Source organism: Aquisalimonas lutea (assembly GCF_030409225.1).
In the GTDB taxonomy this organism is placed as follows: Bacteria; Pseudomonadota; Gammaproteobacteria; order Nitrococcales; family Aquisalimonadaceae; genus Aquisalimonas; species Aquisalimonas lutea.
This window is the reverse complement of sequence record NZ_JAUFPK010000001.1, coordinates 2,305,327-2,328,956: the sequence shown is the minus strand read 5'-3', so window position 1 is coordinate 2,328,956 and position 23,630 is coordinate 2,305,327. Positions and strand designations below refer to the sequence as shown.

The window sequence follows — 23,630 nt, the reverse complement described above, 5'->3', positions numbered from 1 at the left end:
GGTCCGACCCCGTTGCATCATGAATGCCCGCCCCCGAGCGGGGGACCGGCGTTGCAGAATGCCACGAACGGCCCGCGGTTGCCGCCCCGGATCGCGCACTCCCCCCGCCCGGCGGCGGGGGGCTGCGGCGTGGCGATGCGGCGGACGCCGGCTACTCGCCGCCGGGCTGCTCGCGGGTGCCCGACGGCGCCAGGCCGTACCCGGTCACCGCATAGAAGGTGAACAGGGCGCCCATGATCAGGTAGCCGATGGTGAAATCGGGGGCGGCGTTCCATGCCATCTCCCCGGCGTGGGTAATGCCGATGAACGAGAACACCGCCGCGATGCCGGCGAACAGCGTCGCCCGCCAGAAATCCCGGTCGATGATGAACACCGTGATGGCGGCCAGGAGAATGCCCGTGAACATCGCACCCTCGGCCAGGGGCACGATGCCGGCGGAAACGCCCTCGAGCACCTCGGCGGCGTCGTTGCCGAAGTTCGTCGACAGGTAGTTGCCGAAGTACGGCAGCATGCCGATGACCACCGCCGGGAAGTACCGCTGCTCGTTGCCGCGGAAGGCCGTCGAGATCATGGACACGCCCACGAACACCAGCAGCGGCGCGACCACCGCCACCGGGACGATCTCCGCCAGGGCGGCGACAAGGCCGAACATGGCGGCGAACAGGTACACCACGCCGTTGAGAATGCTGTAGCCGCGGCCGGCGCCCATCCACTTGGCGCCCACGGAGGCGATGTAGACCGTGGTCGGGAACACGCCGCCGAACAACGCACCCAGCATGGTGCCGACGCCGTCCACCGCCTGGCACTCGCGGACGTCGTAGCGATCGCCCTCGGCGTCCATGGCCTCGACGTTGTTCATGGTCTCGATGGCGTTGTAGATGGTGATGGGCAGAACCACCGTGAGAATGCCGGCCATGGCGCCGAACAGGTAGACGAAGCCGTCGAACCAGTCGAACGTGGGCAGCAGCGGATAGAAGCCGAAATGCTCCAGCCCCTCGGTGATCGAGGCCACCTCCGCCTGGCCCAGAAGGTACGCCAGGCCGGTCCCCAGGACGATGGCGAACAGCGACGCCGGAATGCGGAACGGCATGTGCACCTGCCCGATGATGCCGACGATGATCACGCCCAGGACGATGAGGCCGACCACCGGCATCTCGTAGGTGGTGAACAGCATCTGCCCGGCGATGAAGGTCAGCGCCACCCCCGCCAGGGCACCGAGCATGGCGGCCCGGGGCAGGTTGCGCTGCACCCAGTTGCCGATGACGCTGACGCAGACCTCCACCAGGCCGCTCAGGAAGCAGGCCGCCACGGCGATCCGCCAGGCCATCTGCGGGTCGTCGGTGAACTCCTTGGCGGGCAGCAGCACGCCGAACAGGAACACGAACATCACCGGCGTGCTGATGCCGTAGGACAGCGCCGTGACGTCCGTGCGCCCCTCCCGCCTCGCCACCCGCGCCGCGTACCAGGCGTAATAGAGGTTGCCCACCAGCACCGCCACCGCGGCGCCGGGGATCACCTGGCCGAAGACAATGCTCTCCGGGAAGCCGAAGCCGAGCATGGTGATGGCGATGATCACGAAGTTGGCGATGTTGTTCTGGAACAGGGCGAAGAAGGCGTTGGTATCCTCCTTCTTGAACCACGGGTAGTGAACCGGCACGGACGCCATGGACGCTTCTCCTCTCGCTTGATGGTCGTGCTGCGCGAGCAACGGGGCACCTAGGCATCCCCGCAGCTCCATGCCCTGCACGATTTCGATTATTTGTATACAAAAACAATGAATATCGTTGTTATTTTTGCATACGATAAGAAACCTGCACCGTATGCGCAATCATGGACGGCAGGTAGTACCCCACCGCAAACGGCTCGACGGCAGACAGGGGAGCGGGGATCGTGCGCAGGGACGAGCGGCAAGTGAAAGGCCGGAACGGGCCCGTGCCGGGTGCACGGGCCCGCCGATGAGGTCAGCGCACCATGGCGCGCTGGATGATGGCGTCCGTGTCGATGCCGTCGGGAACCGTGCCGAAGGCGCGCCCGCCGAGGCCGTCCAGGCGGCTGGCCACGAAGGCATCGGCCACCGGCGCCGGGGCATGCCTCCGCAGCAGGCTCGCCTGGAGCGCGTACGCCATCATCTCGACGGTCTGCCGCGCTTCTCCCTCGCGCTCCGGCAGACGGCGCAGCCGGGGCTCGAGGTCACGGGTATAGCGCTCCAGGCGGGCATCCTCCCCGGCCCCCCGGCGGATCTCGGCGATCACGGCGTCCACGGCCTCCGGCTCCCGCTCAATGGCACGCTTGACGTCCAGGCAGATGACGTTGCCGACCCCTTCCCAGATGCCGTTCAGCGGCGCCTCCCGGTAGAGCCGGGCCATGAGGTGGTCCTCGATGAAGCCGTTGCCGCCGTGGCACTCCAGCGCCTCGACCACGAACATGGGCGCCTGCTTGCAGGCCCAGTACTTGGCCATGGGCGTGGCGATGCGCGACAGCAGCCGCTCGCTCTCGTCGCTGTCCTGCAGGTCCAGCGTCCGCGCCAGGCGCATGCTCAGCCACAGGAACGCCTCCGACTCCACCGCCAGGTCCGCGGCCACGTTGGCCATCATGGGCTGATCCACGATGCGCCGGCCGAAGCTGGTGCGGTTGCTGGTATGGTGCAGCGCCTGGCTGAGCGCCTGGCGCATGAGTCCCGAGGAGCCCACGGCGAAGTCCAGCCGCGTGAGATGGGCCATCTCGATGCTGTTGCGGATGCCCCGCCCCTCCTCGCCCACCATGACGGCGTAGAGCTGGTCGAACTCCACTTCCGAGGAGGCGTTGGAGCGGTTGCCGCACTTGTCCTTGAGCCGCTGGATGCGCAGGTTGTTGCGCCGGCCGTCCGGAAGCCAGCCGGGCACCAGGAAGCTGGAGACGCCGTTTTCCGTCTGCGCCAGGGTGAGAAAGATATCGCTCATGGGCACCGAGAAGAACCACTTGTGGCCGGTGATCAGGTACTCGGCACCGGAGCCGGTCCGCCCGCCCATGGGCCGCGCCGTGGTCTGCGTCTGGCGCAGGTCCGAGCCGCCCTGCTTCTCGGTCATGGCCATGCCCACGGTGACGAACGACTTCTCCTGCGGCGGCAGCACCCGGGAATCGTAGCCGGCGCGCATGATCCGCGGCTCCCACTCCGCGGCGATGGCCGGGTCGTGGCGCAGCGCCGCCACGGAGGCGAACGTCATGCCCATGGGACAGCAGATGCCGTTCTCGCCCTGGTTCCAGAGGTAGCTCAACGCCCCGCGGGCAACATGGGCGCCGGGCCGGCTCTCCGTCCATGCCAGCGAGTGGGCCTCGCTGGAGAAGATCAGCTCCATGAGCTCGTGGTAGGCCGGGTGGAACTCCACCTCGTCGATGCGCCGCCCGAAGCGGTCGTGGGTGCGCAGCTCCGGCTCGTTGCGGTTGGCCGCCCGGGCGAGCCGCTGCACCCGCTCGGAGCCCACCAGGGCGCCGGTCGCCTCCAGGCGCGGGGCCGCCCACTCGGCGCCAAAGGCGCGCACGGCCTCGGTGAGCGCCGTGTCGCCGGTATAGGCGTTGTAGTTGACCAGGTCCCCGGGCTGATTGCGGACCTCGTGGGTGGCCGTGTCCGGCACCGGCGGCACGGCCGGGGTGACATCCTCGGGCTGACTACTCATCTCGGGCACCTCGCTGGCTCATGTCGGGAACAATCGCTTCGATGCTGCTGCCCGGCGCCACCGCCGCCAGGCAGAACGCGGTAATCGACTCGACGTAGGACTCGCGCCCGTCGTCGGCCGGCTGCTCGGGGGACAGGGGGCCGATCAGGGCCTCCATGAAGGCGCCGACGATGCAGGAAGCGGCGACATCGGGCTGCGTGCTGCGGAGGCTGCCGTCGGCCATGCCGTCGGCGATGATCCCGGCGAACACGCGGCTGATGCGCCCGCGCCAGGCGAGCCGCTCGGCGTCCACGGCCTCGTCCACGGGCTCGGCGATCATGGCGTAGGCCAGCCGCCGGTCCAGCAGCGCCCGCCGCAGGAAGGTGCGCACGCAGTCGGCCAGGCGCTGCGGCGCCGGGGCGCCGCTGGCCGCCACCGCTTCCAGCACCTCGGTTTCACGCGAGGAGACCCGCGCCACCAGGGCGGCACACAGCTTCGCCTTGGAGGCGTAATAGCGATAGATGGCGCCCACCGACAGCCCGGCGCTGGCCGCCACGGTGAGCATCTGCAGCTCGCGGAAGCCGCCGTCGCTGACCACCTGCCGGGCGGCCTCCAGGATGTGGTCTCCGCGGGTCGAGAAGCGGGTCACGGCGCCTCCATGTGAATCCGAATTCATGTTCACCATTGAAGCACATCAATGTGCCGATGCAATAGCGATCACCAGCACGAAGAACCGGGCAAGCAGCAACGATCCGGGCCACCAGTGGCACCTGACCATCAGGTGGAGACGGCCGTCGACGACGGTCATCATTCCCGGTCCATCCCGCTCACGCTCCGTCGTACGCCTGCTGCAGCCTGTCGAGGTCGATCTTCTTCATCTGCAACATGGCCGTCATTACCCGTGCGGCCTTGTCGGGATCGGGATCCGTCAGGAGCTTCGGCAGCAGCTCGGGAAAGACCTGCCAGGAAACACCGAAGCGGTCCTTGAGCCAGCCGCATTGCTGGGCCGATTCGTCGCCGCCGGAGGACAGGTGCTCCCAGTAGTGATCCACTTCCTCCTGGCTGTCGCACCGAACCTGGAACGAGATTGCCTCGTTGAAGCGAAACAGGGGCCCGCCGTTGAGAGCAGTGAACCTGTGGCCCTCGAGCTCGAACTCCACCATCATCACCGTCCCCGGCGCCTGGCCGTGCACCTCCTGCCCCGCCTCGCCATAGCGGGAAACATCCCGGATAGCGGCGTTCGCGAAGATACCGACGTAGAATTGCGCGGCCTCTTCGGCCTGGTTGTCGAACCACAGGCAAGGACTGATCTTGCGGACACTCGTCACGACACACCTCCCATGCAAGCCCGAACATGGCGAGAACGGGCACGTCCATGATCCTCTCGAACCTGCCCGGAACGGACGCATTACCTTACTGCCGTACCTCGTCGCGATGGGCAGGGGCTTGTCGACGTTGTGGAAACGTCCTCACTGGATAGTCGCCCGGAGGGATGCGCACTCGACAGGCCGGTTCCGCGGGCTTGCAGGTCGGCGTCGTTGCCGCACGGAGTAGCCATCGTCGTGACCGTGGCCGTAATTGATCGCAGCCCAGGGCAATTTTGTGCAATACCACCGCAGCACAGGTGGCCAGACTCGGGCCGCTCTGCTTGCCTTTCCAGGAGGATGACGATGAGCCTTGCCGTGATCCTGCCGATGTCGGCCTTCGCCCTGGCAGCCTCCATTTCACCGGGCCCGGTGAACCTGGTGTGCCTGAGCAGCGGCACGCGCTACCCCCTCACTCGGGGCCTGGTCTTCGTGACCGGGGCCACGCTGGGCTTCGTTGCCCTGTTTATCGCCGTGGGCCTGGGGCTCCATTCCATGCTGACGCTGGTGCCCGGGCTGGAAGCCGCGCTGCGCTGGGCCGGGGTGGCCTTCCTGCTCTATCTGAGCCTGCGCCTGTTCCGCGACGACGGACACCTGCCGGAGGGTGAGAACCGGCGGGCACCGGGCTTCATGACCGGAGCACTGATGCAGTGGCTCAATCCCAAGGCCTGGCTGGCCTCGGCATCGGGCATCGGCGCCTACACCGGTGGCGATATCGGCCTGGTGTGGCTGTTCGCCTCCCTCTATCTGCCCATCTGCTGGCTATCTCTGGGCAGCTGGGTTTATGCCGGGGCCTTCCTGCGGCGCCATGTGCAGCGGCCCGATGTACTGGTTGCCATCAACCGGGGGCTGGCGGTGCTGCTCGCCGCCAGCTGCGTCTATCTACTGCTTGGGTAGCGGGCGCCGGTACTGGTTCGGCGTGGCGGCCACCAGCCGCTTGAAGGTGCGCTGGAAGTGAGGCTGGTCGCTGAAGCCGGCAGTCAGCGCTGCCTCGGCGATGGACTTGCCCCGCTTGAGCTCCCGCTGACCCAGCTGAATGCGGCGATTGATCAGGTAGGCATGAGGTGTAAGGCCGAAGTGATGCTTGAAGGCACGGATGAGATGGCCGGGGCTGTAGCCGGAGCGCTGGCACAGGGCGTCCAGCGAAACCTCTTCGGCTGCGTGCTCGTCCAGGTAGGCGGCCAGCTCGCGGAGGGTGGCCGGGGGCAAAGGTCGCGACCTGGCCGGCTGGCCCGACCGGCCCGACAGGTGCCACATCAGCGCCGAGAGGTATTCGACCACCTGGCTCTGCTTGTCCAGCAGGTCGCGGTGCGGATCCAGCAAGGCGTCCGTCATGCGGTAATAGCCGGCGTACCACTCGGGCTCGGCGATCACCGCCGTGGGAATGTCCTGCCAGCGCGGCGCTTCGATCAGCCCCGCCGAATGGCGCAGCCGGGTCAGCCAGTCGGCATCCACATAGAGCATGCGGTAGGCCCAGGGCTTGTTATCGACGGGGTTGCAGGCGTGAACCCATTCCGGGTTCATCAGCACCAGGTTGCCAGCGTGGATGCGGTAGCGCGACTCCTGGTAGTGGAAGGTGCTCTCCCCGGCTGTCACGGCACCCAGCGACCACTGGACGTGGCTGTGGGGTGCGTAGCACACCTTGCGGCCGTCCTCGACCAGGCGCAGCTCCAGATGGGGCAGATGAGGGTCGCGCCAGAAGCGGGGTAGGCTGGTGTCGTTCATGGGCAGCTTCTCCGATCAAATACATTGACGCTATGCTACGGCAAAATGGGCAGCCCGGACGCCCGGCGGGCGTCCGGCTGAGCTCCCCGGGCGGCTCAGGCGCCAATCCTTGCCTTTACGGCTTGCGCCGTAAACTCCATGAGGGCCCGGACTCTCGCGACGCGTCGCAAATCGGGATGCGTCAGCAACCACAGCTCCCTTGCCAGCTCGGCGACGGGTTCGGTGAGCCGCACCAGCAGAGGGTCTGCATCACCCAGGTAGCTGAGCAGTACGGCGACACCCGCGCCTGTCCGCGCTGCCGCAAGCAGACCCATCAGCGTAAGGCGTTTCACTCCGGTGGTGCGAAGACATCGAGCACCAGCCGGACCGGCTGACTGCCAGGACCCGACTGGCCGAGGAATGGCCCGGCATGGCAGCTGGATTGCGGTCAAGGTGACCGCCGGATTCGCGCAAGCTGTGGGCGATGCACGGTTTGGCGGCACCACGACGTGGTTCAATCCGTACCTGCGGTGTCTCCGGAGACACCGGCAACGGGCAGACAGCATCATCCCCCTGTGCCTGGCCGCGTGACCAGGGATGGCGGATCCGATGTAATCAACGGAAAGGAGTCGTGCAATGAGCAAAAAGCTCTGGATCGGACTGGCAGCCGGTGCGGTGATTGCCATTCCCGCCGCCTATGCGGGCGGGACCCTCTATGTCGGTCACGAGATCGAGCAGAGAGTCAGCGAATACCGGGAGGCGCTCGTGGCCAATCCGGATATCCAGGTCTCCACCCTTCGCTACGAATCGACGGCGTTCGGCGAAGGACTGGTGCACTATGACATCGCCATCCACCCGGCAGCGATCTCTGAGCAGTACGCCACGATCAGCCGCGAGCGGTCCGGCGAGGTAGACCCGCTCGAGCTCCAGGGCTCCATGCCCGTCGAGGAGGGACCGCTGATCGACGGCCGCCCGTTGATCGCGAGAACCGAGCATACCTGGGCGCTGCCCGAGCAGATCGCCGGCTCGCTGTCCAGCTGGGACGGCAGTGACGCCGTTGAAGTCATCGCGACCGTCGGATTGACGGGCACGACCACCATTGACGCGCGTATCGCCGGTTACCAGGGGATGGTCGAGCATGCGTCCAAGGCGTCGCCGGCGCGAGCCGATTTCCAGGGGGCGGAGCTCACGATGACGTTGGGCCGCGGGCTGGACTCGGCCACCTACAATGGGCGCATGCCGCGCTTCCTCTTCGAAGGCGACGAAGGGGCAGCCCTGGTGGAGAATGTCACCTTCGACGCCGCCTTCGAGCAGCACGAGTCCGGGCTATGGCTCGGCCGTGCGGACTTCTCCGCAGGCACAACGAGCCTGGAGACGCCCGACGGCGCGGGTCGGATCGATGCCATGACGTTCGAGACCACTTCGGGCCTCGACGACGGCGACGTAACCGCGACCAGCAAGGCGCAGTTCGACGCGATGCGGATCCACGAGGTGGACTACGGCTCGTTGTCCATGGATATGTCCATGCAGGGGGTTAGCCCGACTACCTGGAAGACGTTCTCGGAAGCGAGCCAACAGGCCCGGGACAACCCCCAGGCGATGCAGAAGGCATTCATGACCATGCTCGCCGAAGGCCCCAGGGTAGCCATCAACGAGGTCGTCTTGCGCAAGGGCGATACCGACGTGTTCACGCTGAGCGCGGACGTGGCCATCCCGGAGGTCTCCGGCGCGGGTAGCGGCTCCATTCAGCAAATCATCAACACCGTCGAAGGCAACCTGTCCGCCGAGCTCACGAGCGCAGGGGCCCTGGCCCTAGCGCGTGCCAACGCCCAGGCGCAGGCCATACAAGGCGGTCGGCAGCTGTCGCAGGAAGCGCTCGACCGACAGGCCGAGCAATTGCACTCGCAGTGGCTGCAGTCCGCGCAGTATATCCCGCTCGTCCACGAGCGCGACGGCGGACTCTACGTGGATGCATCAGTGCGCGACGGCATGATCCGTGACGGGGACCAGCAGGCGTTCCCCATCGGGCAGTTGTTCTAATGTCCTGTAACCCGAGTTCGTTGGATTAGAGCGTCCAGGCGGCTGAGGCGGCGTTATCGGCCCTCGCTGTAGGGGGAGCTGCGCATTCGGACCAATAGCCTTGCCTTAGCCGTCCAGTGGCTGGGCAAAAGCCAACGGGCTCGGGTTAGCAGGACACTGGCTGTGGCGGGCAACGGCCGCTCAGGGTCGGTCAGCGTCCTTGGGCGGCAAGAGCAGCGAGGTTGGAGCACGACTGCGAGCTGGCGCGGTCGGCTGTGACGACAAGTCCATTGGGCGACGAGCGCCTCTTACTGTCAGTCATCGCTACGGTGAACCGGCGCGCCGGCTCGGCCGGACGTGTCAGCCAGGCCATGATCGGTCACGAAAAGGGCCTCGAGCATCGAGCAATCCGGCGTGTCGGCACCGCTACACTGGCCGACCAGATCGGCCAGGGCGTGCTCCACACGGCGCAGGTCAGCGATCTTGTCCCGTACGGCGGCCAGGTGCTCCCGGCCGAGCGCCTGTACCTCCGCGCACGTGTAGGTCCCGCCGTCGATCATTCGCAACAGGGCACGGACCTCATCCAGCGAGAAACCCAGATCACGCATCCGCCGGATGAACAGCAGGCGGCGGCGGTGGCCGTCGTCGTAGACGCGGTAGTTGTTTGACTCCCGGGCCGCCGGGGGCAGGACACCAATACGCTCGTAGTAGCGAATGGTCTCCACCTGGCAGCCCGACTCGCCCGCGAGCTGGCCGATGCGCATCTTCATGAGCACTTCCCTTGTTGACCCTGTAGCGAATACAGGGTCTAGCCTCCTGTCCGTCCAGTCAATCAGCAGGCAGGAATCCATGGACAGGCGCACCATTGCGAGCGCAACCGCTACGCAGCAACGAGCTCCGTCGGGCCGCACGCACGTTGCGGTCGTTGGCAGCGGTAGCGGCGCATTCGCCGCAGCCATCCGTGCTGCCGAGGAAGGCGCACGGGTCACCATGATCGAGGGGGACACCATCGGCGGCACGTGCGTGAACGTCGGCTGCGTCCCCTCGAAGATCACGCTGCGGGCGGCGGAGCTCCACCACCGCCGGGCCCACCATGCGTTCGACGGCATTGCCCGCGACGCCGGTCCGATGGATCGCGACGCCCTGCTGGCCCAGCTCCGCGGCCGGGTCGAGGAGCTACGCCGGTCCAAGTACGAGAGCATTCTGGATGATGAGCCGGCCATCGACTTTCTCGCTGGCTGGGCCCGCTTCGAGGGCGCAGGCACGCTGGCCGTGGAAGAGCCCTCGGGCGCGATGCAGCGCCTGCAACCGGACCGCATCCTGATCGCCACGGGCGCTTCGCCGGCCGTGCCCCCCATCGACGGTCTCGCCGCAACGCCCTACTGGACGTCCACCGAGGCGCTGTTCACCGACGAGATCCCTGAGCACCTGCTGGTTCTCGGCGGCTCGTTCGTGGCGCTGGAGACCGCCCAGGCCTACCGGCGGCTCGGCAGCGAGGTCACCATCCTTGCCCGGAGCACGCTGCTCAGCCGCGGCGACCCGGAGGTGGGCGCCGCGCTGCAGGCGGCGCTGGAGGATGAGGGGATTCGCGTGCTCACGCATACCACCCCGCACCGGGTCGACCATGACGGTGCGGGGTTCCGGGTCTCTCTCGACGGGGACACCCTCGCGGGCGAACGGCTGCTGATCGCCGCCGGCCGGCAACCGAACACGCAGACCCTGCATCTGGACGCAGCCGGAATCGAGACCACGGGAGACGGAGCGATCCCGGTGGACCGCCACCTGCGCACCTCCGCCCCGGGCGTTTTCGCCGTGGGCGACTGCACGACGATGCCGCAGCTGGTCTACGTAGCGGCAGCAGCCGGAACGCGGGCCGCCATCAACATGACCGGCGGCGATGCGGAGCTGGATCTGTCGGTGGTGCCCGCGGTGGCGTTCACCGATCCCCAGGTGGCGACCGTCGGGCTGACGGAACGCGAGGCCGGGCGCCACGGCATCACGCCGGATGCCCGACGCATCGACCTGGAAAACGTGCCCCGCGCCTTGGTCAACTTTGATACCCGCGGGTTCATCAAGCTGGTCGCGGACACCGATACGGGGCGCCTCATCGGTGCGCAGGTGGTCACCCACAACGGCGGCGAGATCATCCAGTCGGCGGCGCTGGCCATCCGCAACCGCATGACCGTGGAAAGCCTGGCCGGCGAGCTGTTCCCGTACCTGACCATGAGTGAGGGGATCAAGCTCTGCGCCCAGGCATTCTCGAAGGACTTGGCCAGGCTGTCTTGCTGTGCCGGTTAAACCACGCTACGCAGGAGGATGTCCCCATGTTGAGGACTTTGTGCGACGCAGTCGTACGGTTTGGTGACAGGGTTGGCTTCGGGACCGTCCTGCTCGCCGGCGCCGGGTGCGCGCTTTGTTTCCCGGCCCTGGCAGGAATCGGCTCGGCGGTAGGCCTGAGTGTTCTAGGTCAGTGGGAAGGGATGCTGGTGGCTGTTGTGATCCCGACAGTCGCAGTCCTGCTCATCGTGATCAACCTCGTCGGCTACATGAGGCATCGCCGGTGGCGCAGGACGGCACTCGGCCTGATCGGGCCGGTTCTCATCCTCCTCGGTGCGCTAGCCATGCGCGAGCTCTACTTCTATACCGGCCTTGCGATTCTGTTGGGCGTCTCCGTCTGGGATCTGATTTCAAGCCGAAACAAGCGGTGCGAAGGGTAGGACGTCGTCGCAGCCGGCACACCCGGCCAATCGTTCTGTAGCGTTATGCCGTCCCCCCGACACCTTCATCATCAATGGCCGCACACGGTCATTACCGAGCGACCGCCGACATGCTTGCGCTCACTGCGCAGGTGAACCTCTGGAGAGCACCTATACTTCATGCAGGTTTCGCACGCCGGCGAGCCGCCGCAGGAGCTTCCTGCAGAGGATCCCCACCATGACGACCCGAACGGCCTTGGTCCGCACGATCATGCCGGTCGCCCCCCACCGGTACGTTCACTGCGGCAGCTCGCCGCTCTTTCCGGCACCGCATGGGCGCCGCTTGATGCGCCTTATCGCTCGTTGGCAACGGAAAACAACACCATGAAAAAGCTCTCAAGAGCCGCAATCGAGGCACTCAAGGCCGAATTCGAGGGCCAGCTGCTCCTGCCCGGCGATCCGGGTTACGAGGAAGGGCGCCAGGTCTGGAACGCCATGATCGACCGCAAGCCGGCACTGATCGCCCGCTGCATGTCCGCTGACGACGTGGTCCGGTCCATGTGCTTTGCCCAGAAGCACGATCTGCTCATCTCAACCCGCGGCGGCGGCCATAATATCGCCGGCAGCGCCGTGTGCGACGACGGCCTGATGATCGACCTGTCGTTGATGCGGGGCGTTCATGTCGATCCGGAGACCCGCCGGGCCACGGTGGAGCCCGGCTGCACGCTGGCCGTCTTCGACGCCGCCGCGCAGGTCCACGGCCTCGCCACTCCGCTCGGCGTCAACTCGACCACCGGTGTCGCCGGACTGACGCTCGGGGGCGGTTTCGGCTGGCTGAGCCGCAAGCACGGCATGACCATCGACAATCTGCTCGCGGCAGAGGTCGTCACCACGGACGGCCGGCGCGTGCATGCCAGCGACACGGACAATGCCGACCTCTTCTGGGGCCTGCGGGGAGGTGGCGGCAACTTCGGTATCGTCACGAGCTTCACGTTCCAGCTCCATCCGCTCGGGCCGGACGTGCTGAGCGGTCTGATCGTGTTCCCCTTCGACCAGGCGAAGTCGGTCATCACGCAATTCGCCCGCTTCACCGAGACGATGCCGGACGAGCTCAGCGTCTGGCTGTTCACCCGCAAGGCGCCGCCTCTACCGTTTCTCCCCGAGGCGGCACATGGCAAGGAGATCGTCGCCCTGGCGCTTTGCTATGCGGGAGACCCCGCCGAAGGCGAGAAGCTGATCGAGCCGCTGCGAGGGTTCGGTACGGCCCATGGCGAGCATGTCGGCATACAGCCATACACCGCCTGGCAGCAGGCCTTCGACGGGCTGCTCACGCCGGGCGCACGCAACTACTGGAAATCGCACAACTTCTCCCGGCTCAGCGAGGCGGCCATCGACACGGTGGTCGACTACGCCGCCGCATTGCCGTCGGCGCAGTGCGAGATCTTCATCGGCACCATCGGCGGCCAGGCCGCCCGGCTCGCCCCCGAGGCGACAGCCTACTCGAGCCGCGACGCCAACTACGTCATCAATGTGCACGCCCGCTGGGACTCGGCCGAGGAGGACGAACGCTGCATCGCCTGGGCACGCGATTTCTTCGCCGAATCGCGACCGTTCGCCAGCGGCGGCGCCTACATCAACTTCCTCACCCAGGACGAGGCGGATCGCATCGAGTTCGCCTACGGCCCGACGTATGGCCGGCTGGTGGAGCTCAAGCAGAAGTATGACCCGACCAATCTCCTGCGGATGAACCAGAACATCCGACCGGGGCCGACAAGTGGGCCGCCGCCCGACGCGGGCGTTTCCCCGACTGCCATGGAGACGTAACCGGATCCATCAGGATCGTGCGCCGTCGCGGGCGGGTCCCGCACGGCGCACCGACCATTTCCGAGTCATCCTTTCGTGACCCAGCAAGGCTGATCGGAACCGATAGCGGCAATGCCCGTGAGCGAGCATGCCCCCGAACCCGCGCCAGGTGTGAGGATCCATTCATGACGATCAAGATCGGCGTAATTCAGATCCCCCCGGTGCTGCTCCAGCGAGAAGCAACCATCGAGCAGATGCTCGCATCCATCGACGAGGCCGCCGGTGCCGGCGCCGAGCTGCTGGTGTTCCCGGAAGCCTACATCCCGGGCTATCCAACCTGGATCTGGCGTCTCAGGCCCGGAGGCGACATGGCGCTGTCCAGTGAAATCCACGCCAGGCTGCGCGCAAATGCCGTCGACCTGCACGGGGACGCCCTGATCCCGCTCCAGGACGCCGCCGCCCGCCATGGAGTGACCGTCGTGACAGGGATCCACGAGATCGACAGCTGCTACAGCGGAACCACGCTATTCAACACGGTCGTGACCATCGGTCCTGACGGCCGGATCCTCAACCGGCATCGCAAGCTGATGCCGACCAATCCCGAGCGCATGGTCTGGGGTATGGGCGACGGCAGCGGCCTGGTCGTCGTTGCGACGCCCGCTGGCCGGTTGGGCAGCCTCATCTGCTGGGAGTGCTACATGCCTCTGGCGCGCTATGCGCTTTACGCCCAGGGGATGGAGGTCTTCATCAATCCAACCTGGGACTCCAGCGACACCGGCCTCGCTACACAGCGCCACATCGCCAAGGAAGGTGGCTGCTGGGTGATCAGCACCGCCACCGCCATGCAGGGGAGCGATATCCCCGGGGACTTCCCGGAACGCGACGAGCTCTACGCCGCGGACGAGTGGATCAACGTCGGCAATGCTGTCGTCATCAGCCCCTCGGGGGAGATCACGGCTGGCCCACTCAACCGCGACAAGGGCATTCTCTACGCCGAAATCGATGTCGAGCAGGCACGGCGAGCGCGACGCTCCCTGGACGTCTGCGGACACTACGCACGGCCGGACCTCTTCTCGTTGTCGGTCAACCGCATACCTCAGTCGCCGGTCACATTCTCGGATGCCTGAATGCGGAGGGATGGGATCAACGGGCGTCGTATCAGGAAGCAGGCCCGTCCCGCGTTGCCATCGGAAGTTGAGCGACGGGGCGTGACGCACGACCAGCCGCCCCCGGAGAAACCGGGGCGATTTACCACGTGACAGGCAATTTTGTGATCCCCCTAAAGACCCATCCAGCAACTCCAGTCTCGCGTCGGTCATCCACACGCAAACCCGGCAAGCGCTGGTAGAGACGCGGCACACCCACATCGCCGACAGCAGACTTTGCAGCCCAACGCCCTGCGCACATGTGCGCACCGCTACCGAATCCCAGGTGCGGCACCGCCTCCCGTGCAACATTGAACACATCAGGGTCCTTGAACTTCTGCTCATCCCGATTAGCAGATGCCACAACAACTCCTACCGGTGCGCCTGCAGGCAGGCGAACTCCGTCAATCTCAGTCGATTCAACGGTTTCTCGCGGAAACATCCCAATGGGCGATTGCCAGCGCACCGCCTCATCAAAGACGGACGGCCACAGGCCGCCATCACCCAGAACCCGCGCCTTGGTCTCGTCGTGTCGGTCCAATAACCAAACAATATTCGTTATCGCGTGCTGCGGCTCGTTCATGCCCCCGGATATGGTTAGCTTCACATTGCTTCGAATCTGATCTTCTGACAGACCAGCAGAAATCATGAGCGATATCATCGAATCATCGGGGTGACGTTTTAAGTATGGGATGCGTTCGTCAAGGACCGCCTCGACCTCGGCCTGCGCGACGTCACATCGCCGCCATATCTCCTCATCATCCAGGACATTTCCTATGCCAGCTATAAAAGCGTGTGACCAAGCGCGCAAATCACCTACATCGACGCCGCCAAGCCCCAATACGTCGATCAGGTTTTTTGAAGCGTACGGGGCGGCAAAGTCTCGATCGAGATCGGCCTCATCAGGTCCTACACTAATCAGCTGCTCCAAGTAGCTCTCAGCATTCCGTTCAAAGATGTCCGCCCAAACCTCCTTCATTCGTTTCGGGCGAAGCGTCGGGTTTACCGCTTGGCGCTCGACAGCGTGCTCTGGATCGTCCTTACGCAGCATCGGCTGCCCCCCCAACGCCCGCACCATCGTGCCGCCACTCACATTGGACGTAAAAACCTCTGGATGTTGTTCTACGGTCAAACAACCAGAATACGAGGTGACCAAATACCGCTTAAATGCCGGCGCCCATGCTATCGGGCTTTCAGAACGCAGACGCTCGTAACTCGGATAGGGGTCAGAGCTCATTACTGCAGGATCGAGCCAGTCAGCGACAGGTGCATTCTCGCTCCCCTGATTTGACCCTTCGAAGCACTCGGACGAAAGATTCCTTATGGAGTCTTCATCACTTACGGGCCTTTTTGAATAAGTAGCCATTCCTCTCTCCTCTAAAGAATTCCTAAATCCCTTCGCGAGCTGACGTCGTTACGTTCCCGAATCATTTTCCGTCTGTCTCTTCTTTTTTTCATTAAACGAGAATTCCTTGAGAGGAAAGTTCGGATCAGCCGCCTTCCCTGGTGTCAGCGACAGGCCCATCGTCATGATGCGGCGCGCTGCCATATGGTGTGCCGGAAAGTTGATAGACTCGACGCTCGTCAAAATGTCATTTTTAAAACCGAAAACCGAGAATCTGCGTTCCTCAATTTCGCCTCGGACAATGAATTTCGAAGCAAATTGAACGTGGCCAACGATTTGAATCTTCAACCGCCCCTGATACGACCAGAACCAAGGTATTTCCTCGTATCTTTTTTCAGCCTTCCGGGCGGCTATATTGGCTGCCACGCACTTGGCTTGGTCAGTCGCGTTCTGAACAGACTCGATACGGATGGGATCACCAGAGAGTGGATTAGGAAAGCGACTACAGTCGCCTACAGCCCAGATATTTGGCTCGCTTGCCTCAAGATACTCATTAACGATGATCCCATCATCTACCGCGACCCCGGAATCGGCGGCAACCTCGGTATTCGGTACAACACCGATTCCGACCAAGACAAGATCAGCCGGGTATTCCTTTCCGTCAGTCGAGGAAACGGAGGAAACGCCTCCATTTTCTCCATGAATACAGGCCACGCCCTCACGGAAACGCAGCTTTACTCCGGCATGTTCGTGAGCCGTGACGATATATTCGGAAACAATCGCGCTCGTCGCACGGGCCATAGGACGGTCCCCCATCTCAAGCACGGTAACGTCCAGACCGCGTTGCCGGGCGACGGCGGCAAACTCCAGGCCGATAAAGCCCGCGCCTATAACAACCGCTCGCCGGGCATCTGCCAGCGCCGACCTAAGCGAAAGCGCGTCATCCAGGTCTCTCAGGTAATAGACCCCTTGAAGCTCGGCACCATCGACATCCAGTCGCCGATTGCGCGCTCCGGTCGCAAACACCAGATCCGTATAGCTGAAAACGCCACCGTCGGCCGTCCTAATCTGTCTACTCGAAGTGCTGACCTCCGTCACATGAGTCGAAAACTTCGAATTGATTCCCCGCTCCGAATAAAACGTCTGTCCACGCAACGGCAATGGCGGCTCATGGGACTCGCCGCTTAGAAACTCCTTGGAAAGCGGTGGACGTTGATAGGGAATATGCGGCTCCGCAGAGAGAACTGTTATCTTGCCTTCCCCAGAGATTGTACGGAGTGCATCCGCGACCTGGATACCACCGTGACCTGCGCCGATGATCACCGTATGGCTCATGGATGTTGCTCCCGCGGCACCAAGTGGAGTGGCACGCGATTAAAGCTGAGTTTCAGGTACGTCGACTTCGATCCTTTCGAGATCCTCACCGACTACGATCTGACAGCCTAATCGGCTTCGGCGCTCATCGAATTCCGCAGCCGTTGCCTCCAGCATTTCCTTCTCATCTTCACTCTTTTCCGGAAGAGAACGAAGGTACTCCTCGCGCACGTAAACGTGGCAAGTGGCGCACATAGCTTGCCCGCCACATTCGCCCACGATTCCAGGAATCCCGTTGCGAATTGCTGCCTGCATAATCGGCAGAGGGCGCTCGAGCTGCACTGCCTGGCTGCTGCCGTCGGTTTGATGAAATACGATTTCGTACATTGGCGTCGATCTCCTACTCACTGCATGCACTTCGAGGCGTTTCCCTGTGGCTCAGATGCCGAGGTACGCACTCTGGACGTTCTCGTCATTGAGCAGGGCCTGACCGTGGCCCTCCATGACCACGTGCCCGGTCTCGAGCACATAGCCGTAATCCGCCGCACCTAGCGCCAGGGAGGCGTTCTGCTCGACCAGGAAGACGGTGATGCCGTCCTCGCGCAGTTGGTTGATAGTGGCGAAAATCTCCTCGACGAGCAGCGGGGCCAGGCCCATGCTGGGCTCATCGAGCAGCAGCAACCGCGGCTTTGCCATCAGCGCCCGACCGATCACCAGCATCTGTTGCTGCCCCCCGGAGAGCGTCCCGGCCGGCAGCTTTCGCTTCTCCTTGAGGATCGGGAACATCGTGTAGACGCTCTCCAGATCCGCGCCCAGGGGTTCCCGGCGCGAGCGGGTGTAGGCGCCCAGCATCAGGTTGTCCTCCACCGAGAGCGGACCGAACACCTGTCGCCCTTCCGGGACCTGTGCAATTCCGGCCTGCACCCGCCGGACGGGCGGCCGCTGGGTGATGTCCTCGCCGCAGTACCGGATCGACCCACTGCGCGGGCTTTCCAGCCCGGAGATAGTCCGCAGCAAGGTGCTCTTGCCTGCGCCGTTCGCCCCCACCAGGGCCACCAGGTGCCCTTCCGGCACCCGCAGGCTGATATTGTCGAGCGCCTGCACCGGGCCGTAGAAGGTGCTGATTCCGGCGATCTCCAGCACCGGATCAGCCGCAACCACCTCGTTCGCCCGCTCGCTGTCCCGGGACGTCTCTGTGCCAATCACCACTGCGCTCGCACTCATCGTCGTCATGACCCTGTTCGTTACGCTTCAGGCGGCCGCACCCAGATAGGCAGCGATGACCTCGGGGTGATTACGGATCTCCTGCGCCGTACCTTCGGCGAGCTTCTGCCCGTAGTTGAGAGCCACGATATGGGCGGAGATGTTCATGACCAGTTTCATGTCGTGCTCGACCAGAATCACCGTGACGCCTTCCTGACAAAGGCCGCGGATCAGATGCTCAATGGCGGCGGTTTCGTTCGCGTTGAGCCCGGCGGCGGGCTCGTCGAGCAGCAGCAGCTTCGGGTTTGCCGCCAAGGCGCGGGCTATTTCCAGGCGCTTCAGCGCCCCGTACGGCATTGCCGTCGTATCGCGGTCGACGTAGTCGCCAAGGCCGACATAGTCCATGAGCTCCGCCGCGCGCGCCCGACACCGGCGATCCGCCCGGGTGAGATGAGGCAGCCGCAGCAGCGACGAGAAAAGGCTCCCGGGTAGCCCCAGGTGCCCCCCGAGCATGACGTTCTCTCGGGCGGTCATGTTCAGGCACAGCTGCAAGTTCTGGAAGGTCCGGCTCATACCCAGAGCCGAGCGCTGGTGTACCGCCTTGCCGGACAGATCCTGCCCGTCGAGGAGCACACGCCCGGAGGTCGGTTGATAGACACCGGTGATGAGGTTGAACAGTGTCGTCTTGCCCGCACCGTTGGGTCCGATCACCGAGTGCACCTCCCCTTCCCGGACATCGAACGAGAGATCCTCGATGGCCCGCAGCCCCCCAAACTGTTTGGTCAGGGACTCGATTCGCAGCATGCTCATCCCGTTACCCTCCGGATCAGTCCGTGCAGCGTGGGCACCAGCCCCCGGGGCATGAAGATCATCACCAACATCAGGACCAGGCCGTACACCAGCCACTCGTACTCGGAGAGCACCACTAGGTACTGCGGCAGCAGCGTCATCAATACCGCCCCGACCACCGAGCCCACCAGCGACGCCATGCCGCCGAGCACGACCATGACCACCAGTTCGATGGAGTGCATGAACCCGGCGGTACTCGGGGCGATGAACCCGGAGTAGAAGGCGTACAGCCCGCCCATCAGCGCGGCCACGCCGGCGGAGAGCACGAAGACCACGGTCTTGTAGTGGTTGACGTCGATCCCGGAGTTGTCCGCCGCGATTTCAGAACCGTGCAGCGCCCGCAGGGCACGCCCCACAGGAGAGTCGATGATGTTCAGCGCCAGCCAGTACATGACCACCACCAACGCGGCCAGGAGCCAGTACCAGACGATCTCGTCGTAGACCGCGTACCCATACACCTCCAGAGGGGCGACACTCGTGCCGTCCGGCCCCCCGGTCAGCCACGACTCCTGGGTGATGATCAGGTAGATGATCATGCCCAGCCCCAAGGTGGCCATGGCCAAGTAGTAGCCCTTCAGGCGCAGGATGGGCCGCGCGATGACTGCGGCGATGGCAACCACCAGCACGACGCCTGCGCCGAGCGCCAGCAGGGACGGCCACTCGTAGCGCGTGGTCAAAATCGCGGTAGCATAGCCCCCGAGACCGAAAAACGCCGCGTGCCCGAGGCTCACTTGGCCGGCATAGCCCACCAGCAGGTTCAGCGCGATGACGACAGCGGCGTTGATCATCACCAGGATGGCCATATCGAACTGGTACACCCCGTCGATGAACAACGGGGTTGCAAGCACAACCAGCAACAATGCGGCCAGTCCCCCGTAGCGGGGCGAGAACACCACGTCCTTCCAGCTCGTTCTCTCCCCACCCGCGACAATTGCCGTCGCGGCGGCCGTACTTGTGGATGTCTCCATGGTATTAGCGCTCATCAACGGCCACTCCCGGGCAATCTAGACACGCTCCACGCCCCGCCGGCCAAACAGGCCGCTGGGCATGAAGAACAGGATCAACAGGATCAGCACGAACGCCACGGCATCCTTGTAGTCCGAGGAGATGTAGCCCGCCATCATCGCCTCGGTGATGCCGAGAATCAGGGCCCCGGCCACAGCACCAACAAAGCTGCCCAAGCCGCCGAGCACGGCGGCGACAAAGCCCTTGAGACCGAACATGATGCCCATCTCGTAATGGGCGAACGTGATAGGCGCCACGATCACCCCCGCCACGGCGCCCAGCGCACCCGCCAGCCCGAAGCTCAGCAGCAGCACCATGCTGGTATCAATCCCCATGAGCGTCGCTGCATCCCGGTTGTACGAGGTCGCCAGCACCGCCTTGCCGAGCCTCGTACGGGTGAAGAACAACCCGAGCGCGGCCACGATGGCCACCGTCACGCCGATAACCCAGAAGCTTTGCGGGACCATGACAACCCCCAGGAACCGGATCGGCTCATCCCCCGTGAACGTCGGCAGGGAGAAGTAGCCTGTCCCCCACACGACCTGAGCCACCCCGCGCAGAAACAGCGCCGCACCGACGGTGATGATGATCAGCTGGATGGGCTCGGCGTTCGTGGCCGGCTGGATCCCGCCCTTGTACAGGAGCACGCCCGCGAGCCCGCCAACCACAACCGCGAGAAACAGCGCCAGCCCCATGGGCACCCCAGAGGCCATGATGAACACGGCCGACATGCCGCCCACCATCACGAAATCCCCTTGGGCGAAGTTGATGATGCCGCTGGCGTTGTAGACCAGGCAGAAGCCTAGCGCCACCAGCGCGAACGTGGATCCGATGGTGATCCCGGTGACCAGATACTGGAGAAACTCACCCATGCTCTGCGTTCCCCTGATAACGGTGACAGGCTGCCCCTCCCCATCCAGGGATCGAAGCCGCCGACTTCATTGCTCAATCAGCGCCCACGTTCCGTCCTGAATCTCCACCATGCGGAGCTGGTGTCGATCACCGGGATGCAGCCGATTCGTAATGAGTGCTACTCGACTAGCTGAAACGATTGCTCTCTGACTTGAAGAATTTTCAGGGAATCGAAGGAGATACCGTTATGATCTTCGGGTGACATATTAAATGTACCATTCGTAGCCACCAGACCGCTTATTCTCTCAATTGCATCTCTGAGAGAATCACTTTGTGTTCCCGCTTCTTGAACGGCTTCTTCTAGCAACATAGTGGCATCCCATGCGTTACCACCGAACGCGGATGCCGACTCATCCCAGCGTTCACGATAAAGTCTCTCGAACTCCGTCAAGACGTCTTTCTGCGGATCATCGTCTGCCAGTTGATCGGCTACTAGAATCGCCGCAGATGCAACGTATACCTCCTCCGCAGCATCACCCGCGAGGCGAATGAATTCCTCACTCGCCGCTCCATGCGATTGGTAGATGGGAAGGTTTAGTCCAATCTGATCAGCATTTCGCGCGACAATGGCAGGCCCTCTTCCAGCCCCAAAGATCATTAGGGCATCCACATCATCCTGACTACGAATCCGGGTCAGCTGTGCCGTCACATCTGAATCGTCATCAGCAAATGTTTCTTCAATGACGATATCCATGCCCAACTCTTCGGCTTTGAGTCGCATTTCATCACGCCCGGATTGACCAAAACCGCTTGTTGCCGACATAAGGGCAATGCGCTCCGCTCCATTAGCCTGCATATGCCGGAGAACACGTTCCGCCACCATCCGGTCAGTGTGGGGCACCTTGAAGGTCCATTTTCTTACCGGCTCGATGATGCCGACACCACTCCCAAGGGCAATGAAGGGCACCTGGAAACGTTCGACCTGGGGCAGTATGGCCATCGACGTTCCTGTCGTGCTGCCACCGATAATGACATCCACCTGATCCCTCGATAGCAGACGGTTCGCGTATGTCCGCGCATCGGATGCAGAACCACCACTATCATAGTGCGTCAATTCCACTGGACGGCCTTCGATACCTCCTTCCTCATTCCAGCGCTCGACAGCCATCTGCAACGTCTTTAACGCAGGATCGCCAAGAAATGATGCGGGTCCAGTCACCGCCAGCACCGCACCAATCCGAATGGGCTCCCCACTTTCCTCGGCCGCTTGGATCGAGGTAGATGCAGCCAGCAAACTGACAATAAAAGGAAAGACTTTTAGTCCGTTATATTTTTTCATGACGCCCTCCTCCTAAATTCAAAATTTTAATTATTATCAATAAATTAGAATTTTATCTAAACCCGGATCCTCTCACCCGGACAACAGTCACTAGCCCGGGACGCGAGCTGTTGACCGTTTGAGCAGCATGGCGTACACCAGCAACATCCGTCTACTTCATGGAGTTAATTTCCAGCATGCACATGATTCATGACACGAAGCTAGACCTGAACCTCCTCCTCGCCTTCGATGCGTTGATCCGTGAGCGTAGCGTGACTCGTGCTGCTGCTCAGCTCGGGCTGACACAAAGCGCCATGAGTCATGCACTGAGGAGATTGCGCGAGTATTTCAACGACCCCCTGTTCGTGAAGGTTGGCGACGCCATGAAGCCGACACCTAAAGCGGAGCATCTGTCGGCTACGGTTCTCCAGGTCGTGGCGCTGATTCGGGATGATGTCGTATCACAGGCAGCTTTCGATGCCGCCAAGGCCAAGCGGCGATTCAGGCTGAGCATGACTGACATGGGGGAACTGGTCTTCCTCCCGAAGATTATCGATCACCTGAGGCAATCAGCACCCAACTGCTCCGTACGTACGATTCAACCTCCTACAGAGCAGGTTGCATGGATTCTCGAGTCCGGTGAGGCGGATCTTGCTCTGGGATCACTACACTCAGTTCCTGAAGGCCTATATCAGCAAAAACTGTTCTTACATCCATTCGTAACAATCGTGAGCGCGCAAAATACGGAAATAGGCGACCGTATATCTTTGGAAAAGTTTTGCCAAATGCAACACATCGTCGTAACGCTTTCTGGTAAAACTGACCCTTACGACCGTGTATACGAGGATAACGGCATACAGCGTGACATCTACTTAGTGACTCCTCATTTTCTCACTGTACCTCATATCCTAGAGCAAAACCCTAATATGGTGGCAACGGTACCGTTCGAATTAGGCAGGGTTTTCCAGAAAAATAACGTAATAAGAATGATTCATCCTCCAATCGAGCTTCCGCCGATCCCTATTCGGCAATACTGGCATCCCCGTTACCACCACGATGAAGCAAATGTTTGGCTACGTAAGTTCATCAAATCTTCTTTCGACGACTACGAGAAATTTACCCCCGCATATCTTTCACGGCTTAATACCCTCGGCGAAGAAAACTGACCCCCTACAACTCGCTAATCTTGGCCTGGAGATTCTCTGGCGCGAGTTCTCGCCGCAAGCTTTGGTGGTTCATGATCCGCGTACCGGGAACGTGGACTTGAGCCGGCGTTGTGACTACCGTGCGGTTACCGCGTGCGTGCGTGTTTTGCACCGCCGCTTGCGGGCGAGAATAGACCCGTTTGCGGTTCTAGGGAGACGCTGAACAATTCCCGCGC

The 23,630-nt window shown here is 63.2% G+C and carries 21 protein-coding genes; 7 read left to right on the top strand and 14 right to left on the bottom strand.

Annotated features, from left to right (window positions below):
• Nucleotides 1–151: 151 nt before the first annotated feature.
• The 4 genes from QWY84_RS10930 to QWY84_RS10915 form a co-directional block, all read right to left on the bottom strand.
• A complete protein-coding gene (locus QWY84_RS10930) occupies nucleotides 152–1,666 on the bottom strand; it encodes a SulP family inorganic anion transporter (protein WP_290202621.1) in 1,515 nt (504 codons plus the stop codon).
• A gap of 295 nt (nucleotides 1,667–1,961) precedes the next feature.
• Nucleotides 1,962–3,653 (bottom strand): acyl-CoA dehydrogenase family protein, encoded by a 1,692-nt coding sequence (locus tag QWY84_RS10925; RefSeq protein ID WP_290202620.1) that lies wholly within the window; start codon nucleotides 3,651–3,653, stop codon nucleotides 1,962–1,964.
• The gene (locus QWY84_RS10920; protein ID WP_290202619.1) at nucleotides 3,646–4,281 is read right to left on the bottom strand and encodes a TetR/AcrR family transcriptional regulator; all 636 of its coding nucleotides are present in this window, start codon (nucleotides 4,279–4,281) and stop codon (nucleotides 3,646–3,648) included. The genes QWY84_RS10925 and QWY84_RS10920 overlap by 8 nt, the downstream gene beginning before the upstream one ends.
• Before the next feature lie 178 nt (nucleotides 4,282–4,459).
• A complete protein-coding gene (locus tag QWY84_RS10915) occupies nucleotides 4,460–4,960 on the bottom strand; it encodes a VOC family protein (RefSeq protein WP_290202618.1) in 501 nt (166 codons plus the stop codon).
• 342 nt (nucleotides 4,961–5,302) lie between these two features.
• Between QWY84_RS10915 and QWY84_RS10910 the strand changes: the two genes are divergently transcribed.
• The gene (locus QWY84_RS10910) at nucleotides 5,303–5,893 is read left to right on the top strand and encodes a LysE family translocator (RefSeq protein WP_290202617.1); all 591 of its coding nucleotides are present in this window, start codon (nucleotides 5,303–5,305) and stop codon (nucleotides 5,891–5,893) included.
• On the opposite strand, the gene QWY84_RS10905 is transcribed toward QWY84_RS10910, so the two are convergent.
• Complete coding sequence (locus tag QWY84_RS10905) at nucleotides 5,879–6,721, bottom strand: AraC family transcriptional regulator (RefSeq protein ID WP_290202616.1); 843 nt, start codon at nucleotides 6,719–6,721, stop codon at nucleotides 5,879–5,881. The two genes, QWY84_RS10910 and QWY84_RS10905, sit on opposite strands and share 15 nt — an antisense overlap.
• A gap of 615 nt (nucleotides 6,722–7,336) precedes the next feature.
• Between QWY84_RS10905 and QWY84_RS10900 the strand changes: the two genes are divergently transcribed.
• The gene (locus tag QWY84_RS10900) at nucleotides 7,337–8,740 is read left to right on the top strand and encodes a DUF945 family protein (RefSeq protein WP_290202615.1); all 1,404 of its coding nucleotides are present in this window, start codon (nucleotides 7,337–7,339) and stop codon (nucleotides 8,738–8,740) included.
• Between the two features lie 293 nt (nucleotides 8,741–9,033).
• On the opposite strand, the gene QWY84_RS10895 is transcribed toward QWY84_RS10900, so the two are convergent.
• Nucleotides 9,034–9,489 (bottom strand): MerR family transcriptional regulator, encoded by a 456-nt coding sequence (locus QWY84_RS10895; RefSeq protein WP_290202614.1) that lies wholly within the window; start codon nucleotides 9,487–9,489, stop codon nucleotides 9,034–9,036.
• On the opposite strand from QWY84_RS10895, the gene merA reads away from it, so the two are divergent.
• From merA to QWY84_RS10875, 4 genes are all read left to right on the top strand, one after another.
• Nucleotides 9,434–11,017, top strand: a complete 1,584-nt coding sequence (gene merA / locus QWY84_RS10890) for a mercury(II) reductase (RefSeq protein WP_353959878.1) — start codon at nucleotides 9,434–9,436, stop codon at nucleotides 11,015–11,017. The two genes, QWY84_RS10895 and merA, sit on opposite strands and share 56 nt — an antisense overlap.
• 26 nt (nucleotides 11,018–11,043) lie before the next feature.
• On the top strand, nucleotides 11,044–11,436 hold the full coding sequence (locus QWY84_RS10885) for a MerC family mercury resistance protein (protein ID WP_290202612.1): 393 nt from the start codon (nucleotides 11,044–11,046) through the stop codon (nucleotides 11,434–11,436).
• A gap of 363 nt (nucleotides 11,437–11,799) precedes the next feature.
• Nucleotides 11,800–13,239: an FAD-binding oxidoreductase gene (locus QWY84_RS10880; RefSeq protein ID WP_290202611.1), complete on the top strand. Its 1,440-nt coding sequence runs from the start codon at nucleotides 11,800–11,802 to the stop codon at nucleotides 13,237–13,239.
• Between the two features lie 164 nt (nucleotides 13,240–13,403).
• Nucleotides 13,404–14,345: a carbon-nitrogen hydrolase family protein gene (locus QWY84_RS10875; RefSeq protein ID WP_290202610.1), complete on the top strand. Its 942-nt coding sequence runs from the start codon at nucleotides 13,404–13,406 to the stop codon at nucleotides 14,343–14,345.
• Between the two features lie 121 nt (nucleotides 14,346–14,466).
• Here QWY84_RS10875 and QWY84_RS10870 read toward each other — a convergent pair whose 3' ends face one another.
• The 8 genes from QWY84_RS10870 to QWY84_RS10835 form a co-directional block, all read right to left on the bottom strand.
• Nucleotides 14,467–15,729, bottom strand: a complete 1,263-nt coding sequence (locus tag QWY84_RS10870) for a cytochrome P450 (RefSeq protein ID WP_290202609.1) — start codon at nucleotides 15,727–15,729, stop codon at nucleotides 14,467–14,469.
• Nucleotides 15,730–15,777: 48 nt separating this feature from the next.
• Complete coding sequence (locus tag QWY84_RS10865; RefSeq protein ID WP_290202608.1) at nucleotides 15,778–17,043, bottom strand: NAD(P)/FAD-dependent oxidoreductase; 1,266 nt, start codon at nucleotides 17,041–17,043, stop codon at nucleotides 15,778–15,780.
• Between the two features lie 39 nt (nucleotides 17,044–17,082).
• Nucleotides 17,083–17,409, bottom strand: coding sequence for a 2Fe-2S iron-sulfur cluster-binding protein (locus QWY84_RS10860; RefSeq protein ID WP_290202607.1), 327 nt, complete (start codon nucleotides 17,407–17,409; stop codon nucleotides 17,083–17,085).
• A 51-nt stretch (nucleotides 17,410–17,460) separates the two neighbouring features.
• Nucleotides 17,461–18,255 carry an ABC transporter ATP-binding protein gene (locus QWY84_RS10855; protein WP_290202606.1) on the bottom strand — a complete coding sequence of 265 codons (795 nt, stop codon included), beginning with the start codon at nucleotides 18,253–18,255 and terminating at the stop codon, nucleotides 17,461–17,463.
• Nucleotides 18,256–18,273: 18 nt separating this feature from the next.
• Nucleotides 18,274–19,035, bottom strand: coding sequence for an ABC transporter ATP-binding protein (locus QWY84_RS10850; protein ID WP_290202605.1), 762 nt, complete (start codon nucleotides 19,033–19,035; stop codon nucleotides 18,274–18,276).
• Entirely contained in the window at nucleotides 19,032–20,057 is a 1,026-nt protein-coding gene (locus QWY84_RS10845; protein ID WP_290202604.1) for a branched-chain amino acid ABC transporter permease, read from the bottom strand. Before QWY84_RS10845 ends, QWY84_RS10850 begins: the two co-directional genes overlap by 4 nt.
• A gap of 21 nt (nucleotides 20,058–20,078) precedes the next feature.
• Complete coding sequence (locus QWY84_RS10840) at nucleotides 20,079–20,951, bottom strand: branched-chain amino acid ABC transporter permease (protein ID WP_290202603.1); 873 nt, start codon at nucleotides 20,949–20,951, stop codon at nucleotides 20,079–20,081.
• Between the two features lie 158 nt (nucleotides 20,952–21,109).
• Nucleotides 21,110–22,270 (bottom strand): ABC transporter substrate-binding protein, encoded by a 1,161-nt coding sequence (locus QWY84_RS10835; RefSeq protein ID WP_290202602.1) that lies wholly within the window; start codon nucleotides 22,268–22,270, stop codon nucleotides 21,110–21,112.
• Between the two features lie 176 nt (nucleotides 22,271–22,446).
• On the opposite strand from QWY84_RS10835, the gene QWY84_RS10830 reads away from it, so the two are divergent.
• Nucleotides 22,447–23,415 carry a LysR family transcriptional regulator gene (locus QWY84_RS10830; protein WP_290202601.1) on the top strand — a complete coding sequence of 323 codons (969 nt, stop codon included), beginning with the start codon at nucleotides 22,447–22,449 and terminating at the stop codon, nucleotides 23,413–23,415.
• The last annotated feature ends 215 nt before the right edge of the window (nucleotides 23,416–23,630 follow it).